Annotated in this window: 13 protein-coding genes; 5 read left to right on the forward strand and 8 right to left on the reverse strand. The window is 48.0% G+C overall.

From position 1 onward, the window contains the following. Nucleotides 1–7 precede the first annotated feature (7 nt). Together EJN92_RS00325 and EJN92_RS00330 are read right to left on the reverse strand one after the other, a co-directional pair. Nucleotides 8–1,978 carry a type IV pilus assembly protein FimV gene (locus EJN92_RS00325; RefSeq protein WP_456119778.1) on the reverse strand — a complete coding sequence of 657 codons (1,971 nt, stop codon included), beginning with the start codon at nucleotides 1,976–1,978 and terminating at the stop codon, nucleotides 8–10. Nucleotides 1,979–2,194: 216 nt separating this feature from the next. Next, on the reverse strand, nucleotides 2,195–2,953 hold the full coding sequence (locus tag EJN92_RS00330; protein WP_126126012.1) for an RNA methyltransferase: 759 nt from the start codon (nucleotides 2,951–2,953) through the stop codon (nucleotides 2,195–2,197). 148 nt (nucleotides 2,954–3,101) lie between these two features. Here EJN92_RS00330 and EJN92_RS00335 point away from each other — a divergent pair, with 148 nt between their 5' ends. Beyond that, nucleotides 3,102–3,908: an inositol monophosphatase family protein gene (locus EJN92_RS00335; RefSeq protein ID WP_126126013.1), complete on the forward strand. Its 807-nt coding sequence runs from the start codon at nucleotides 3,102–3,104 to the stop codon at nucleotides 3,906–3,908. Nucleotides 3,909–4,056: 148 nt separating this feature from the next. Continuing rightward, entirely contained in the window at nucleotides 4,057–5,430 is a 1,374-nt protein-coding gene (locus EJN92_RS00340) for a DEAD/DEAH box helicase (protein WP_126126014.1), read from the forward strand. 69 nt (nucleotides 5,431–5,499) lie between these two features. On the opposite strand, the gene EJN92_RS00345 is transcribed toward EJN92_RS00340, so the two are convergent. Together EJN92_RS00345 and EJN92_RS00350 are read right to left on the reverse strand one after the other, a co-directional pair. Next, nucleotides 5,500–6,273, reverse strand: a complete 774-nt coding sequence (locus EJN92_RS00345; RefSeq protein WP_126126015.1) for a LytR/AlgR family response regulator transcription factor — start codon at nucleotides 6,271–6,273, stop codon at nucleotides 5,500–5,502. Between the two features lies 1 nt (nucleotide 6,274). After that, complete coding sequence (locus EJN92_RS00350; protein ID WP_126126016.1) at nucleotides 6,275–7,357, reverse strand: sensor histidine kinase; 1,083 nt, start codon at nucleotides 7,355–7,357, stop codon at nucleotides 6,275–6,277. Between the two features lie 887 nt (nucleotides 7,358–8,244). On the opposite strand from EJN92_RS00350, the gene mutS reads away from it, so the two are divergent. After that, entirely contained in the window at nucleotides 8,245–10,881 is a 2,637-nt protein-coding gene (gene mutS / locus EJN92_RS00355) for a DNA mismatch repair protein MutS (RefSeq protein WP_227869634.1), read from the forward strand. A 214-nt stretch (nucleotides 10,882–11,095) separates the two neighbouring features. On the opposite strand, the gene EJN92_RS00360 is transcribed toward mutS, so the two are convergent. Next, the gene (locus tag EJN92_RS00360; RefSeq protein WP_126126017.1) at nucleotides 11,096–11,638 is read right to left on the reverse strand and encodes an FKBP-type peptidyl-prolyl cis-trans isomerase; all 543 of its coding nucleotides are present in this window, start codon (nucleotides 11,636–11,638) and stop codon (nucleotides 11,096–11,098) included. 74 nt (nucleotides 11,639–11,712) lie between these two features. Here EJN92_RS00360 and EJN92_RS00365 point away from each other — a divergent pair, with 74 nt between their 5' ends. Then, nucleotides 11,713–12,852, forward strand: a complete 1,140-nt coding sequence (locus tag EJN92_RS00365) for a cupin domain-containing protein (RefSeq protein WP_126126018.1) — start codon at nucleotides 11,713–11,715, stop codon at nucleotides 12,850–12,852. Nucleotides 12,853–13,154: 302 nt separating this feature from the next. Beyond that, on the forward strand, nucleotides 13,155–13,391 hold the full coding sequence (locus EJN92_RS00370; protein ID WP_126126019.1) for a hypothetical protein: 237 nt from the start codon (nucleotides 13,155–13,157) through the stop codon (nucleotides 13,389–13,391). Nucleotides 13,392–13,541: 150 nt separating this feature from the next. On the opposite strand, the gene EJN92_RS00375 is transcribed toward EJN92_RS00370, so the two are convergent. The 3 genes from EJN92_RS00375 to EJN92_RS00385 all read right to left on the reverse strand — a co-directional run bounded on the left by EJN92_RS00375 (nucleotide 13,542) and on the right by EJN92_RS00385 (nucleotide 16,679). After that, entirely contained in the window at nucleotides 13,542–14,756 is a 1,215-nt protein-coding gene (locus EJN92_RS00375) for an EAL and HDOD domain-containing protein (protein ID WP_126126020.1), read from the reverse strand. 351 nt (nucleotides 14,757–15,107) lie between these two features. Further along, nucleotides 15,108–15,503 (reverse strand): chemotaxis response regulator CheY, encoded by a 396-nt coding sequence (gene cheY / locus EJN92_RS00380; protein WP_126126021.1) that lies wholly within the window; start codon nucleotides 15,501–15,503, stop codon nucleotides 15,108–15,110. A gap of 99 nt (nucleotides 15,504–15,602) precedes the next feature. After that, on the reverse strand, nucleotides 15,603–16,679 hold the full coding sequence (locus EJN92_RS00385) for a protein-glutamate methylesterase/protein-glutamine glutaminase (RefSeq protein ID WP_126126022.1): 1,077 nt from the start codon (nucleotides 16,677–16,679) through the stop codon (nucleotides 15,603–15,605). Nucleotides 16,680–16,702 lie beyond the last annotated feature (23 nt).

Here is a 16,702-nt window from a genome sequence, read left to right on the forward strand (position 1 = left end):
AGGGGGCTTATTTTTTTGGCGTACTATCTTTAGGAAAATCGATGACTTCAAAATCGATCATCCCCAAATCCTCTTTAGCAGGCTGCTCAATGCTAGCATCTGCTCCAGGATGATGCGCAAACGGATTTTTTGCGCCTGCGGCCATCCCTTCAATCGCATTCACGCGCTCCAATTCATGCGCAATCGAGATCAACAAAAGTATATCTCGATACACCGGCAACTCGAAGCCAGCGCGTTTCCCATCCCGGTCGTCGATCAGCAAAGACTGCAAGAACGGGATAATCTCACTGCTATTCCAAAGACTGCAAATGCGCGCTATTAAGTGAGGAAAATTCTCAAGTAAAGAAATACTTTCGCTATCAACTTCAGTTGAGAACTCAGGAATATTTGCATTGAAGTTTGCAACAAAACGCGCTCTTAAAAGATCGTATTTATTCTGGTCCTTGACGATGCCATACAGATCGAGCAAATACAGCCAAGGCACCGGCGAATCCGGATGATCCGTGTTCGATTGTGGCTCAAGTATCTCTATCGCCCTTTGCGGATCGTTGACCGACATCCAAAACTCGGCCTCTTGGGTGACATCTGAAATTTCCTCGACATTGACCGAGTTACCAATCGGCGCGAAAAAATTAAATACGCTGCTATTGGTTTCTTCCAGCGTCAATGGACGTGGCGGTTTTTGCTCGGAATGAAAAAACGCCTCAGTCTCATTGCTGCCGCTCGCAGCAGCGCTTGCGCTTGCACTTGCGCCTGTATCGCTGGACTGCGGGCTTTTATCGTCCTCAAAATGATAATTCTCAAACGAGGCCTGCGGATTATTTGGATCCGGTTCATAGGATGCCTGGATATGGTCAACAATCTCCTCCAGGTTCTTACGCCTATCCATGTCCTTACCCTCACGCGCCAACTCCCACCAGGAAACATCCTTGGCTTTTTGTATCCGTCTTAGATAGACCCAGAGCATCACTGCCGCCATCAGAGCGAGCAGTGCGAAGGCAAGCAGACCAACGATCCAGTTTCTGGAGTAACTACTCTCCCGGATTTCGTCGAGCTCGCGTTTATTCTTAAGACTTTGCTGTTTTAATTGAGCAGTTTCAATTTGTAACGCTTGCAATTTATCTCTAGCTGCTGAGCGCTCTAGATAGTCTTTTTGGGTAGGCTCTTCATCTCGTAAAATGGCCGCCATACGTACCTGAGCAGCCCGCAGCTCCACCATATTTTCAACTAACTTTAGCTCTACCGAAGACGAAAGCGTATTACTGAGCTTAAGTCCTTGTTGTGGCTGAAAACTATCATCCGACAGTTTTAATAGATCGACGGGAGCACTAGCCGGCTTTTTTGACTTTGATTTAAGCGGTGGTAGCGCCTCAGCCAGATTTTTTTGCGGTGGAGTTTGAATCGAAATCGGATCTTTACCTGGCAAATTACCAGCAGTGTTTTTACTGCGCTTTACTTTCTTGCTGCCGTCCAATTGGGAAGAAGTCGCATCCGGCAATCCCGGCGCAGCGATTCGCGCACCTACTTGCGGCAATAAAACTGGGGAAGTATTTTCTTGATTTGAGAGAAATTGAGGAGGATCCAAAAGTATCAAGAACTCTCTATGCAATTGCGTCTCGCAGACGATATCGACTACCACTTTAACCACAGGCTCAGGTATAGCCTGTCTGGAAAGTAATAAAATAGATCTTGCCTGCCCCGATTGCAGTACCGACACTTGCGCCGGGGCGATCATGCTGCCCTCAGTGGTCTCGAATTTAACTTTGATACAGTGCTGAGTTAGATCGCCATTGTCAGAGCCTATCAGACCAATTTGGCCTTTAAACGGCTGGCCCAGGCCAGATTGCACGCGCAATTCCCCCAAGCCCAGCGCATGGGCTGAAAAAACTGAGCCTAAGGCTATAAATCCCGTTACAAGACAAGACAGGCAAGGCTTTAAAAATTTAAAAAATATGATAGCGACCTCAATAATTACCAACCAAAAACGCTGTCACAATGAAAGCTTACAGCTATCGCAATGATACTTACTTTATAACAAAGGCAAAAGAAAAAGCCCTTAAAAAGGGCTGAATGCATGAAAATTTGAAACAATTTAACAAATTTGGCAACACTTGATGTTGCCATCAAGGGCAGTTTTGATATTTTAGTCTAATTTAATTGCAGCAATAATTTAATGCGAAAGCAATTGTCAGCTTTATTTTTTTACATCAAGAATTTTTTTTGCGATACCTCTGAGTATATTCACCTCTTCGGTTTCTAACTGGGTACGCGAAAATAAACGTTTTAAGCGTGGCATTAGCTTTTTCGGGCTAGCTGGATTTAAAAAATCTATTGCCACCAGTGCCTGTTCTAAATGTGTATACATTCCATCAATCTCGACCGCAGAAGCGGGACTTCCCTGGAAGCCGATCTCGCTGACTGCGCTTGCACTGTCACTCAAGCCGGCAAGCCGAGATTCATAGGCGAGTAACTGCACGGCTTGCGCCAGATTCAAGGATGAATATTCTGGATTGGCGGGAATATTGATCAGGGCATTGCAATTGACCACGATCTCATTGGGCAAGCCATAACGTTCATTGCCAAACACTAAGGCAACCGGTTCATGAAGATTGCTTGATACATGCTGCGCAAACGCCCTTGGATCGAGTATCGGTGGGGAGAATTCACGCAGTCTAGCACTGACCGCAGCCACATAATGACAACCCTGCAAAGCCTCCTCTATCGTGTTCACGATTTTTGCCGATGCCAAAATATCCTGCGCGCCGCTGGCGAAGGCAATCGCCTCCGCGTTGGTTAAGGCATCTGGAAAACGCGGATTGAGCAAGACTAATTCCGAAAAACCCATGGTTTTTATTGCTCTGGCGACAGCGCCTATGTTGCCGGGATGACTAGTTCCTACAAGTACGAAACGCAGGCGTTTAAAAAGAGATGTGTCAGTTTGGGGCAAGTTCATTTAAAATAGCGCAATTACGCGTGATTCCTTGTTAGTTTTTGAGTTATTTACGCGGTGCTCTTTAATTCAATTTTTGTGCGAACCCCGATTTCTCATCATCTTAGCCGATGTGAGGGCTTGGGATTTCGCCATTTTAACGGAAACCCCTATGCATCCTATGCTCAATACGGCTATTAAAGCCGCTCGCCGTGGCGCAACTGTCATCAGTCGTGCCTCTTTCGATCTCGATCGCGTTCAAGTCACTGAAAAGCAATATAACGATTTCGTCACTGACGTTGATCGCTTGGCTGAAGCGGCCATCATAGAAGTATTGAAGACTGCCTATCCTGATCACGCGATCTTGGCAGAAGAATCTGGGGCTTCCGCCAATTTACATGATGACAACGACAACGTCTGGATCATTGATCCTCTAGACGGCACCACCAACTTCATCCACGGTTTCCCCCAGTATTGCGTTTCCATTGCCTTGCAACAGCGTGGCATTATCACACAAGCAGTGATTTACGACCCTACCCGCAATGAAATGTTTACTGCTAGCAAAGGTGCCGGCGCCTTCCTCAATGACAAACGTATCCGCGTGACCCGTTGCGACAAACTGGCTGATGCCTTGATAGGCACAGGCTTCCCATCGCGCGATTTATCTGGCTTGAACGAATACATGGAAATGTTCAAAGCCATGACAGTAAAAACTCAGGGACTCAGAAGAGCAGGCGCTGCGGCTTTAGATTTAGCCTATGTCGCCATGGGCCGTCTGGATGGTTTCTTTGAAAAAGGTCTGGCACCTTGGGATATAGCTGCAGGCTCCTTATTGATTACCGAAGCCGGTGGCATCATCACCAACTTCTCGGGTGAATCTGATTACCTGCACAAAGGTGACGTGCTGGCTGGCACACCAAAGATTTTCTCGCAAATGTTGAATACTTTTCAGCCTATCACTAGTGCTAGCGCCAAGTAACACGCCGCGATCAACAGTGATTTTAATGAGCTAACCTCTGTTTCTGTGCCAGCCTCTTGGCCAGAACAGCAGCTCAGCAGTTCATATATTGTTTTACTCTTACATATCGGGCATCCGCTCCGACTGTTTGTTTTTTCAAGAAATTAGCATGACCACATTTTCAGAACTTGGCTTATCCGAGTGCATCGTTCGCGCAGTCAGCGATCATGGTTACACCACCCCTACGCCGATACAAATGCAGGCGATTCCTGCAGTGATTAAAGGCGGGGATTTACTGGCTGGCGCGCAGACCGGCACCGGAAAAACCGCAGGCTTCACGCTGCCTATCCTAGAGCGCTTGCACAAAGGTCCGAACGCACCAAAAAACAAAACCGATCGCCGCCCTATCCGTGCCTTGGTCCTGACACCGACACGCGAACTGGCGGCACAGGTAGAAGAAAGCGTCAGCACTTACGGTAAATACACCAACCTTAATTCCGGTGTTATTTTCGGCGGTGTCGGTATCAATCCACAAATTAAATTACTCAAGACTGGCGTCGATATTTTGGTCGCAACGCCGGGTCGTTTATTGGATCACAAGCAGCAAGGCACGATAGATCTTAGCCACGTCGAAATTTTAATCCTGGACGAAGCCGATCGCATGTTAGACATGGGCTTCATCCACGACATAAAAAAAGTCCTGGCAATCTTGCCGCCTAAGCGCCAGAACCTGCTGTTCTCTGCGACTTTTTCAGATGAGATCAAGACTCTCGCCGATCGACTGCTGGATAATCCGGCAATGATAGAAGTGGCGCGTCGCAACTCCACCGTCGAAGTCATTGCTCAAAAAATACATCCGGTAGACCGTGACAAGAAGCACCCTTTATTGGCGCATCTGATCAAGACCTACAACTGGGTTCAAGTTTTGGTATTTACCCGTACCAAACACGGTGCCAATAAGCTCGTAGAGCAATTGATCGCCGGTGGCATTAACAGTATGGCGATCCACGGCAACAAGAGCCAGTCGGCACGCACCAAGGCGCTGGCCGAATTCAAAGACGGCAGCCTGACGGTCCTGGTTGCCACCGACATCGCTGCGCGCGGTATCGATATTGATCAATTGCCGCACGTCGTGAACTACGATTTGCCCAACGTTCCGGAAGATTATGTACACCGTATCGGCCGTACTGGTCGCGCTGGTGCAACTGGCGAGGCGGTTTCTCTGGTCTGCGTGGATGAATTCAAGCTACTTGCCGACATCGAGAAACTGATCAAGCGTCAGCTACCACAAGAAATCATCGATGGTTTCATTCCTGATCCTCACGCCAAAGCGCAACCTATACAATTGCGTAGTTTCCAAGGTCAGGGACAAGGTCAAGGCCGCAGTGGTGGTGGTGGCGGTGGTGGTGGCGGCAATCGTGCCGGCAATCGCCAGGCACGCCCGGTAGGCGCATCACGCGAAGGCGGTCCAGCACGCACTTCAGCCAAACCAGTGGTCAAGCAAAGTACACCACGTCGTTCCGGTGGACGCGGCGGCGCATAAGTTAACATCAGCATCAATAGAAATGGGCGCTTTCGATCTTCGAAGCGCCCATTTTTTATTGGTAGTTAGCTACATTTGCCGGAACAGATGGATGTAGTTGCGGCTCACGGTCAGGGTCTCACTGCGACCTTTGAGTAAGAGATCAGCCTGATCCCGTTCACCACGCACCACCCCAAGCACGGCACGCGCATTGACGATAGTGGAACGATGAATTTGCCAAAAATGGGCGGGATCCAACTCCAAAAGTAATTCTTTGATAGGTTTGCGCACCAAAGCTTCGCCATCAGCCATGGTCACGCAGGTATATTTTTCGTCCGAATGAAAATACAGCACTTCGTCGATAGGTATCAGCCTTACCGTATTGCCGACACTGGCTTTAATCCATTGCAAATAACTAGGTGCATTGAGCTTCAAGACCTTACTCAAATCGCTTAACATAGACTCGAGCCCGACAGTCGCAGGCACGGTTACCGGGCTTTGCATGCGCTCTTTTAAGCGCAGTATCGTTTCGCTTAAACGCGCATTTTCAAATGGTTTGAGCAGATAGTCGATCGCACCACGCTCAAAAGCTTCGATCGCATATTGATTAAAGGCGGTAATAAACGCGATATGGGCACGTTTACCGATCAGTCTTGCCACTTCCAAGCCTGTCATGCCCGGCATATGAATATCAAGGAACACCACATCGGGCAAATTGTCGCCAGCGGCAGAAATCAATTCTTGTGCATGCAGGCCATGCTCGGCCTCCATGATAATCTCTAGTTCGGGCCACAACAGCGCCAGCTTGGCCTTTAAATGATGCCGCAATAAAGCTTCATCATCTGCAATCATGGCAGTAGGCATATTATTCTCCCGGTGTTTCTGCTAAACGCGGCAACTGCAGTGTCGCCATAAAACCGCCAGTTTCAGGCTCAGAAAGTATCAGTGATGCGCTGCCACCGTACATCGCCTGCAAACGCTCACGAATATTTTTGAGTCCAACGCCACCGCCACTACTGAGCGTCATGCCTGGGCCATTGTCGCGCACCGTGATCGCTACACCTAGGTCACTATGTTGCGCAGTGATCCAGATCCAACCCTCCTGGCAACCTGGATCAACTCCATGTTTAATCGCATTCTCGACCAGCGTCATTAGCATCAAAGGTGGAAAAGCCATGCTCTCTAAATCTTTAGGAATATCGATCTGATACGATAGGCGCTTGCCCATGCGCACCTGCAAAATCGCAAGGTAGGCCATGCTCATATCAACTTCTTTGGCCAGCGTGGTTTGTTCTGCCCGCATTTCCGGTAAGGCGGCGCGCAGATAACGGATTAAGTTGGCCAACATAGTCGATGCCGCAGCGGCATCGTACTCCACTAAATACTGAACGTTGGCCAGTGTATTAAACAAAAAATGCGGCTCTATCTGCGCCTTCAAGATCTGCAAATGTGAACTCAGAGCATTTTTTTCTAACTGCAAACGACGGGTTTCAGACTCGGCCAGATCAAGTTGAGAGCGCACCTCGCGCTCACGCAGATGCAGAAACATAGTCGCGATCACACCCACTAAGATCCCACCGGTAGTGACCACAAAAATACCGGCCAACATGGACCCGGTGGTGAATAACTGCTGCAAAGAGCGCCCCAGCAAGAGTCCGCCAAAGATAGTCCCCAGAAAAGCACTGATCACCAAAGCCACAATACGCACGTCATACAATTTCCAACGCGTAAACTGAATATTACCTGTGACGATATAGGTGACAAACATAAAACAACCAGGAACCGCCAGTCGCATCCAAATATCGACAAAGCTAAAGTCATCAGAAAAATAGGGGTTAACAATCAGCGCGGCAATACTCACTAAGACTAGAGAAAACCCGAACTTCCTCCAGCTGAGACCTGCCAAGAGGCGGAAAATTTTTGTTTGGGATGCGAAGATATTTTTCATACGCACAGCATAGCTTTTCACGCCCGCACTGTTAAGCCAATTTTGACCAAGCGCGGAAATTCGGTTATAAAACGCGAAAAAACAAAAAATAAGCGTAAGGATTTCACGAATAAAGCCATGCTTATCGGTAACTGTTCAGCCTGCTATACAAGCCCTTCTCCCGCTCGCGGGAGAAGGGTTGGGATGAGGGTAGTTCAAATTTGCACAATGTTTGATACTTCATAGTGCTAAGCGCATCAGTTATTTGAACGCAAGCCTTGCTCAATCACCCTCCCTTGCAGGGCGCATATTCGCTTATGAGCGAATATTGCTACGCAGGTGGATGGCATGCCATCCAAATTTCCTGTTCCGCCCCCGGCCCTCTCCCTCCAGCGGGCGAGGGAGTTTTCATCGCTGGCTGAACAGTAACGCTTATCTCGAAATAGAAATACCTCCCCCGCCAACACCCAGTGTTTACGCGCCTGCTGGCGCCATGTGCTTGGAAAGGCGCATGGAATATGCGCGAACAGAATATGCACGGCTGGGCCAGGTTATTTTTTTGAGCGTTTTTGAATTGCGAAATACAGTCACGCTCTCAATTTCAACCGACAAGCAGCGCCAACGCACGCGCCCTAGGCATATTGGATAACATATTAGATAAAATTTTTCTGTGCGCCGATCTTTTCCACGTCTACACAGGGCGATCACAAGGCAGCTATAACTAAGTGTCAAACGCCTAGCCGCAACCGCCAGACGATCTTTCTTACTGCGCTCGCCTCACAATCTGGTAAACTCGCGCCACTATGGCAATCTGAAAAAATTCGACGTTTTATCTGGCTTTTCAGGCGCACTGCGTGCGTAACTCGTCGATGATCAGAACCCTCCCTGCACTTACTTCACACTACTCCATGTCCGACAATTCCAAGCAAGCAAATCACACGCCGATGATGCAGCAATATTTACGTATTAAGGCCGATCATCCCGACACTCTGGTGTTCTATCGCATGGGCGATTTTTATGAATTGTTTTTTGGCGATGCCGAGAAAGTCTCACGTTTGCTGGGTATCACACTGACCCAGCGCGGCACCTCCAATGGCGAGCCGATTAAAATGGCGGGCATCCCCTTCCATTCGCTGGAACCGTATCTGGCCAAGTTGGTGAAGATAGGCGAATCGGCGGCTATTTGTGAGCAGATTGGTGATCCTGCCACCAGCAAAGGACCGGTCGAGCGTAAAGTCATGCGCGTGATTACACCCGGCACGCTAACCGATACCGATCTGTTGCCAGCCAAGTCCGAGCGCCCGCTGCTTTCACTCTGCATGATGCAGCAACGCAAAACAGTCACGGTGGGCCTGGCCTGGCTCTCTCTTGCCAGTGGCGCGCTCAAGTTGATGGAATTTATTACCGACGAAAAAGCATTACCTCAGCGTCTGTTGCAGGAACTAGAGAGAATTTCTCCGGCCGAAATTTTACTCTCGGCTGGCACGCTTTTATTAGAGCAGCATCAGGCTCTCTTACCGGGGAAATTTTCTGAAGTACCCGACTGGCATTTTGATGTCAAACAGGGGCAAAAAACCTTGCAAGAACAAATGGCCACCGCCTCGTTAACTGGTTTTGGCGTAGAAAACTTAAGTTCAGCCTTAGGTGCTGCAGGTGCCTTGTTGCGTTATGCAGAATCGACCCAGGGCCGTGGTTTAAAGCACGTGAATACCTTGACGGTCGAGGCCGAGCATGATTTCATTGGTTTAGACAGCGCCACCCGCCGTAATCTCGAGCTGACTGAAACCCTGCGCGGGCAAGAGTCCCCCACCCTGTTTTCATTGCTGGATCATTGCCGCACCGCGATGGGCTCGCGCCTGCTGCGCCATTGGCTGCATCACGCCCGGCGCGACCAAAGCATTGCGCGTGCACGGCATGATGCGATAGCGGCATTGATACAGGGTGACTCTAGCGCGGGTCTCTCAACGACTTTAAGTGCTGTGCCAGACATAGAACGCATTACCACTCGCATCGCGCTGCAATCGGCTCGCCCACGCGATCTGGCAGGCTTACGTGAGGGTCTGCAGCACCTGCCCAGCATACGCTCGTACGTGGCCATGTGCGTGCAGGACAGCCACACCACGGTACTGACCCAGATATTGGCGAACTTAGCCACGCCAACCGAGTGCTTGGATTTACTCGAACGCAGTCTGATGCTACAACCGGCCACCATGGTGCGCGACGGTGGCGTGATTGCGAGCGGTTTCGATGCCGAGTTGGATGAGTTACGCGCCCTATCTGAAAATGCCGGACAATTTTTGATTGATCTGGAAACCTCGGAGCGCGCCCGCACCGGCATTAGCAATCTGCGGGTTGAATACAATAAAGTGCACGGTTTTTATATTGAAGTGACCAACGGTCAAACCGATAAGGTGCCAGACAATTACCGGCGCCGCCAGACACTGAAGAACGCCGAACGCTATATCACACCGGAGCTCAAGGCTTTTGAAGATAAGGCCTTGTCAGCCCAGGAGCGCGCCCTGGTGCGTGAGAAGGTCTTGTACGAACAAGTCTTGCTCGCCTTGCTTGCGCACATCAGTAGTTTACAAGCAATCGCGCATGCCATCGCACAGATCGATACGCTGGTGAACCTGGCTGAACACGCGACCAAAAACAATTGGTGCGCGCCGCAACTAGTGGCCGAACCCATGCTACAAATTGAGCAAGGCCGTCATCCGGTCGTAGAAAATCAGATTGAGCGCTTTATCGCTAACGATTGCCTGCTCTCGAACGAGCGTCGCCTACTCTTAATTACTGGCCCCAACATGGGTGGTAAATCGACCTTTATGCGTCAGGTCGCCTTGATCACCCTGCTCGCCTATGTCGGCAGTTACGTCCCAGCGGCGCAGGCAAAAATAGGCCCGATTGATAGAATTTTTACCCGCATCGGTGCAGCCGATGATTTGGCCGGTGGCCGCTCTACCTTTATGGTGGAAATGACCGAGTCGGCCGCGATTCTTAATGGCGCCACCGAGCAGTCTTTGGTATTGATGGATGAAGTAGGACGTGGCACCTCAACCTTTGATGGCCTGGCGCTGGCGTGGGCGATTGCCAGACACCTCATCATGACGTCGAAGAGCTACACCCTGTTTGCCACCCATTATTTTGAATTGACGCAATTGCCGGACCTGCACCCCAGCGCCGAGAATGTGCATTTATCCGCGATTGAGCATAAAGAGAATATCGTCTTTTTGCATGCGGTACAGGCTGGGCCAGCATCGCAAAGCTATGGTTTGCAAGTGGCGCAACTGGCAGGCATACCGCAACCCGTAATCCGTTCGGCGCGCAAGCATTTGGCCGATCTGGAAGCGCACTCTTTGCAGAGCACACCACAATTTGATCTTTTCTCCGGTAATAACGTGGTGCCAGAAATCGAGGATCTCCCGATTACCCCGGCAGAGTCGCCATTACTGCTAGCGATCGATGCGATTGATCCGGACTCACTGTCGCCGCGAGAAGCCTTAGAGGCTTTGTATCAATTGAAGAGCCTGGCAAAAACTCTGTAAAAACCAACTAAGCTAAGCAAGCTGAAATATTTTTTAGGCATAGGCTCAACGCGCATATCCGGTGCGGGTTTGCAGCCATGCCGGCCTGCAGCCCGCATGGAATATGCGCCGCAGCATAGGGCGTTTTCAGGATCTGGGATTAGCCCCAGACTTTGATCGATATAAAAAAACCGCAATGCTTGCGGTTTTTTTATGGCTTACTGATTAGTGCAGATTAGTGCAAAGGGTGACTACGATACTCGCTACCTGTATCGTCCTCATCTTCGTCATCATCGTGCGCATGCCCGTGCGCACCATGCACATGGCCGTGCGCCATTTCTTCTTCAGTGGCTGCACGGACATCAAACACATCCAAAGTAAAGCGCAATGAAATACCCGCCAGTGGATGGTTGCCATCGAGCACAACCTTATCGTCGGCGATATCAGTGACCGTAAACAAGATGCCTTCGTCGTCATCGTCGCCATCGGGCATACCTTCAAACTGCATACCAACCTCTAGAGGTGTAGGCAGACGATTACGCGGCTCGACTTTGACTAACTCAGCATCATATTCGCCAAAAGCGTCTTCCGGTTCTACCTGTATTGTCACTTTGTAGCCAGCCTCTTTACCCTCCAGCGCTTCTTCGATTTTCGGCAAAGTGTTTTCGTAACCACCATGCAGATAGACCATAGGGTCCTGGCCATCTTCGATCAGATTGTCTTGGGCATCTGACAGTTTATAATGCACGGAAACTACCGTGTTTTTAACGATTTTCATGCTAAGTCCTTAAAAATTAGTTCGCAGACGAATTATACAGTTTGCGCCCCTACTAGAAGCCCTACATTGCAAATATGAAAAAATCCACAGCCACATTGCCGCTTTTAGGCGGCCTGACACCCGAGCAGTTTTTTAGCGAATACTGGCACAAAAAGCCGCTGTTGATACGTCAGGCAATTCCCAATTTCTCGCCAATCTTAAGCCCAGAACAATTGTTCGAACTGGCCGGACGCGATGAGGTTGAATCACGTCTCATCACCTTCTTCAAACAACATTGGGAAATGAAGAATGGCCCACATGCTGCGCTACCGGTAAAAGAAAAAAAAGATTGGACCTTACTGGTGCAAGGCGTGAATTTGCATGATCGTGCGGCCGACGCATTATTGCGACAATTTCGATTTATCCCCGACGCCAGATTAGATGATCTAATGATCAGTTTTGCCAAGGATGGCGGCGGTGTCGGTCCTCATTTTGATTCTTACGATGTGTTCTTGCTGCAAGCGCATGGCCAAAGGCGCTGGAAGATCAGTGCGCAAAAAGACCTCTCCATCATAGAGGGTATGCCTTTAAAAATTCTGCGCAACTTCCAAGCGGAACAAGAGTTCGTACTTGAGCCTGGCGATATGCTGTATTTACCACCGCATTACGCACATGACGGCGTGGCAATCGGCGATTGCATGACTTACTCCATCGGTTTTAAGGCCCCCGCTTACCAAGAGTTAGGCGAAGCCTTTTTAGGCTTCATGGTGGACACGATAGAACTCCCTGGGCGCTTTGCCGACCCAAGCCTAAAAGCCAGCACGCATCCAGCTGAAATCAGTGCTGAGATGCTGAGCACGATACAAGAGCAACTCAAGAAAATTACCTTTAGCGAAGAAGACATGGCGATTTTTTTAGGCGAATACCTCACCGATCCCAAAGCCAGTGTATTTTTTAACTCGCCAGCTAAGCCATTGACGCCGAAACGCTTTGCGACCTCCGCATTAAAAAATGGCGTAGCTCTTTCACTCAAAACACAAATGCTCTACAAAGGAAAGCATGTCTTCATCAATGGAGAGTCTTTTGCTGCCGGCAAGGAAGATAAATTAAGCTTATGCAAACTTGCCAATCAAAGATACCTAGAAGCGAGCGATATGAGCGCCGCATCGGATGATGTACTGGAAGCTTTCTGCATGTGGTATGAAGATGGCTGGCTGGAAATAAAGTCGAATTAATACCAGGGACATCAATTGAAATTTTGGGTTCCTGAAAATACCTTTTTTATTGAGATTTTTAAAAAAAACCAAATAAAATATAATTTGGGGAACTAAAAGTAAAGATAGCGCTTGAAATTTGCATCTAGTGCTATTCTATTGCTGCAAAACTCATTATAATTCCGGGTTAGGAAACTTTCGTATGTGCAGTCATATCTATTAGATATTAAGCCATCGAATTGACCTATAGAGCGATAATTACCGGTAATTATTCATCTTGAAATTTTGATCCTATTTTTGATCTACTTATTGAAAGCATTAACATGAAAAAATCAATCCTGCTTGTATCCCTGTTGGCAATCGCTTTAGCTGCTTGCAGCAAAAAAGAAGAGGCAGCAGTTGTTGCAGCTCCTGCAGCAGTTGAAGCAGCTGCATCTGCTCCAGCAGCAGTTGCAGCTCCAGTTGCAGCTCCAGTTGATGCAGCAGCATCTGTTGGTGCAGCAGCATCTGCAGTTGAAGCAGCAGCCGCTTCCGTTGGCGCAGCTGTAGCTCCTAAGTAATTTTTTACTTATAAAAAAGCCGGCTTTCGAGCCGGCTTTTTTACGTTCATTTTTTGAATTTATTTCGTTGTTTTATGCTGTACAAAGCATTTATTGGCAAACAGAAAAATTCGGCCCAAAAAAAACCTAGCTTCAGGCTAGGTTTTTTTATTAAAGATTTGCGATATTTTTTGCCCAAACTAGTGCCGACAAATGCGCTTTATTCACATCAATAGGGCTGATGCGCAGAGACTCGGCCAATGAACCGACCAGCATACTATTTAGCTCACAAGCCTCAGCAAGCGCCAGATAAGGTCCATATGGCCCACTACGAGACACTAAGGCTTCCGTCACCGCTTCAGGTAACTGAATAGAAGATAAAACCTCTGACATGGGTATACCAAGTAACCTATCCAATAAAGAGAACATACCGGCAATAAATAAGTTTTCAGCCTCCGTTTTCGACATGAACGGCTGCCCGAGCAACTCAGCAAAACGTCCGCGCACTATGGCAGTCTCCAGTAATACTGGAGAATTACCACTGGTACTTGCCGTTGCCAACAACAAAGACAACCAGCGATACAATGGGCTATAGCCAAGTATGGTTACCGCATGCTTTAGAGACTGTACTTCGGTCCGAAGACCAAAACCAGCCGAATTAATATATCTCAACAACTTATACGCCAAGGCAGCATCGCGCTTTACCACCGTTTCAAGTTGCTGAATATCTGCATTTTTTCTAATCATCTCCATTAACTGCAAGATGGTCGTCTGGGCAGAATTCAAACCTTTTTGCGCTGGATTGGGGCGCGGCATCAAATGCAATTTACCAACGAAACTATCCAAGCCCAAGGCTGCACAAGCATCAAAATCTTGCCAGCTCGCCGCATTTCGCGACACCATTTTGACACTTGACTGTTTTAATGCCGCGTAAACTTTCGCCTGCGAGGCAAAATTGCCTGCATCTAATCGCACTTCTATATGGGAAATTTGCGAGAAAAAAGATCGCTCCAAGGTGCTTAAATCGGCGCCTTTCATGCAAATGCCGTACCCAAGTTGACGTAATTCTTTAATCGCGTCCAGCGTTGCGGGGCTAGTGAAGTCTCGCTTAGACAAGAGCAGCACTGTATTTTTCGGCGGCAACAACTTCAAACCGTCGGCGGCCAACAATTCTGGTACAGCATCGAGAAACAAGACACTTTCCCCCAAAAGAAAGCCGGTATCATCATCGACCAATTGCTCAGCTACAAACTCCATCAAAGAGCTTAAATCTGCCGTGCTTAGCTCGGTTACTTGCTCGGGGTGTTGCCACGACAACTGAAAACCTATGACACGCTGCTTGGGGTCAAGTAAGGGTTCTCTAACAATGAAATTAACTTCATTCATATTGAGTCTAAGAATAGGTATAGGAAAATTGAAAAATATCGCAAGTAGTGCGCCGAAAAGCCCAGATTATCGATCAAATCATTCCAATCTCTTAACCAAAGACAATATTCTTTGTTTATCAGGAGAGATTTGAGCTTTGCCAATAGGTTGAGAGCTATCCCTCTTTCCCTTGGGATTATTGATACCAAAGACGCCTCAGTTGCAGTTCAAACTTTGACACTAACTACTAGCTCTACGTAAGAAAAAGTACAAGAGTCGGGTGAGACGTCCAACACACCAGAAGAACGGCATGTGAATCATTTATATTACATTGACGCTCTTCTTCGACTCGCTGTGCTATTGACTAATTAGTTATGCAGGCTTACCCAATTTTTCGAAAATTTTCGTCAATTTTTCATCCAGAGTTGCCGCAGTAAATGGCTTAACCACATAGCCGTTGGCACCAGCTTGGGCGGCGGCGATAATGTTTTCCTTCTTAGCCTCTGCCGTCACCATCAGCACAGGTAGTTTCGCGAGTGCTGGATCAGCACGAATATGTTGAAGCATGGTGAGACCATCCATATTCGGCATATTCCAATCCGAAATGACGAAATCGAAATCTCCGCTCTTTAACTTTGCAAGTCCTAAAGCACCATCTTCAGCTTCGTCGACGTTGGAGTATCCAAGTTCTTTAAGTAAATTTCGAACGATACGACGCATCGTTGAAAAATCGTCTACCACTAAAAATTTAAGATTCTGATCAGCCATGAATTACTCCATTATTTCTTTAAAGACAGTTATGAACATTATCGGCCATATTATTACAAAGCGATACCAAAATCATATAACAAAATACAATTGTTTATATCAAACACGTAAAGCACGACTACCGTGTTGCGCAAGGTATTGTAAGACCTTAGCTGGCAGTTCGTTTAATGGCGCAACCTCATGTGTAGCACCAATTGCAATTGCTTCTCTAGGCATCCCAAATACTACACATGTTGCCTCATCTTGGGCAAAATTGTATGCGCCCATGTTCTTCATTTCCAACATGCCGACGGCACCATCCTTCCCCATACCGGTGAGTATTACCCCAACGGCATTTTTTCCCGCACATGTCGCTGCGGAACGGAACAAAACATCAACGGATGGTCTATGACGATTCACTGGTGGGCCGGTATCAAGTTGCGTCATATAGTTAGCACCACTGCGACTCAATAATAAATGAGAATGTCCAGGTGCAATATAGGCATGCCCCGGAAGCACACGCTCACCACCCGCGGCCTCGCAAACAGAAATTTTACAAAGTCCATCTAGACGCTTGGCAAATGAGCGAGTGAATCCCTCGGGCATATGTTGAGTAATCAAAATGCCAGGACAATCCGATGGCATCTGAACCAAAAAATTCTTAATTGCTTCCGTCCCGCCAGTGGATGCGCCAATAATAATTAATTTTTCACTGCTAGTTAAGGGGTTTCGCACCATGGGCAAGGCCCCGAGTGGAGCTGAGTGCCCATCCGCAGATAAAGTCGAGCGAGGTTTTATTCTTGCTTTGGATGCTGCACGAATTTTTTCACAAATTAACTCGGTATATTCAAGCATTCCACTTTGTATTGAAAGTTTCGGCTTAGTAACGAAATCAACAGCCCCAAGCTCTAATGCCCTCATCGTAATTTCCGAGCCACGCTCCGTGAGCGACGACACCATAATAACGGGCATGGGCCTGAGTCGCATAAGTTTTTCCAGAAAATCCAACCCGTCCATTTTTGGCATTTCAACATCAAGCGTCAAAACATCCGGGTTTGTTTGCTTAATTAACTCTCGTGCGACCAATGGATCCGGGGCAACACCAACCACCTCCATATCGGACTGACTTCCTATAATTTCACTCAAAACACTGCGAATTAAGGCCGAATCATCAACGATTAGCACTTTAATTTTCATAAATACCCTCGCACTAAATTTTA

The sequence above is a fragment of the Undibacterium parvum genome (genome assembly GCF_003955735.1).
Classification (GTDB): domain Bacteria; phylum Pseudomonadota; class Gammaproteobacteria; order Burkholderiales; family Burkholderiaceae_D; genus Undibacterium; species Undibacterium parvum.

Bases quoted from the DNA above. Each gene is read 5' to 3' on its own strand.
- EJN92_RS00350 (WP_126126016.1), bottom strand. From the start codon at position 7,357: ATGAAAAATATCTTCGCATCCCAAACAAAAATTTTCCGCCTCTTGGCA.
- EJN92_RS00365 (WP_126126018.1), top strand. From the start codon at position 11,713: ATGAAAAAATCCACAGCCACATTGCCGCTTTTAGGCGGCCTGACACCC.
- EJN92_RS00385 (WP_126126022.1), bottom strand. From the start codon at position 16,679: ATGAAAATTAAAGTGCTAATCGTTGATGATTCGGCCTTAATTCGCAGT.
- EJN92_RS00370 (WP_126126019.1), top strand. From the start codon at position 13,155: ATGAAAAAATCAATCCTGCTTGTATCCCTGTTGGCAATCGCTTTAGCT.
- EJN92_RS00330 (WP_126126012.1), bottom strand. From the start codon at position 2,953: ATGAACTTGCCCCAAACTGACACATCTCTTTTTAAACGCCTGCGTTTC.
- mutS (WP_227869634.1), top strand. From the start codon at position 8,245: ATGTCCGACAATTCCAAGCAAGCAAATCACACGCCGATGATGCAGCAA.
- EJN92_RS00340 (WP_126126014.1), top strand. From the start codon at position 4,057: ATGACCACATTTTCAGAACTTGGCTTATCCGAGTGCATCGTTCGCGCA.
- EJN92_RS00375 (WP_126126020.1), bottom strand. From the start codon at position 14,756: ATGAATGAAGTTAATTTCATTGTTAGAGAACCCTTACTTGACCCCAAG.
- EJN92_RS00360 (WP_126126017.1), bottom strand. From the start codon at position 11,638: ATGAAAATCGTTAAAAACACGGTAGTTTCCGTGCATTATAAACTGTCA.
- cheY (WP_126126021.1), bottom strand. From the start codon at position 15,503: ATGGCTGATCAGAATCTTAAATTTTTAGTGGTAGACGATTTTTCAACG.
- EJN92_RS00345 (WP_126126015.1), bottom strand. From the start codon at position 6,273: ATGCCTACTGCCATGATTGCAGATGATGAAGCTTTATTGCGGCATCAT.
- EJN92_RS00335 (WP_126126013.1), top strand. From the start codon at position 3,102: ATGCATCCTATGCTCAATACGGCTATTAAAGCCGCTCGCCGTGGCGCA.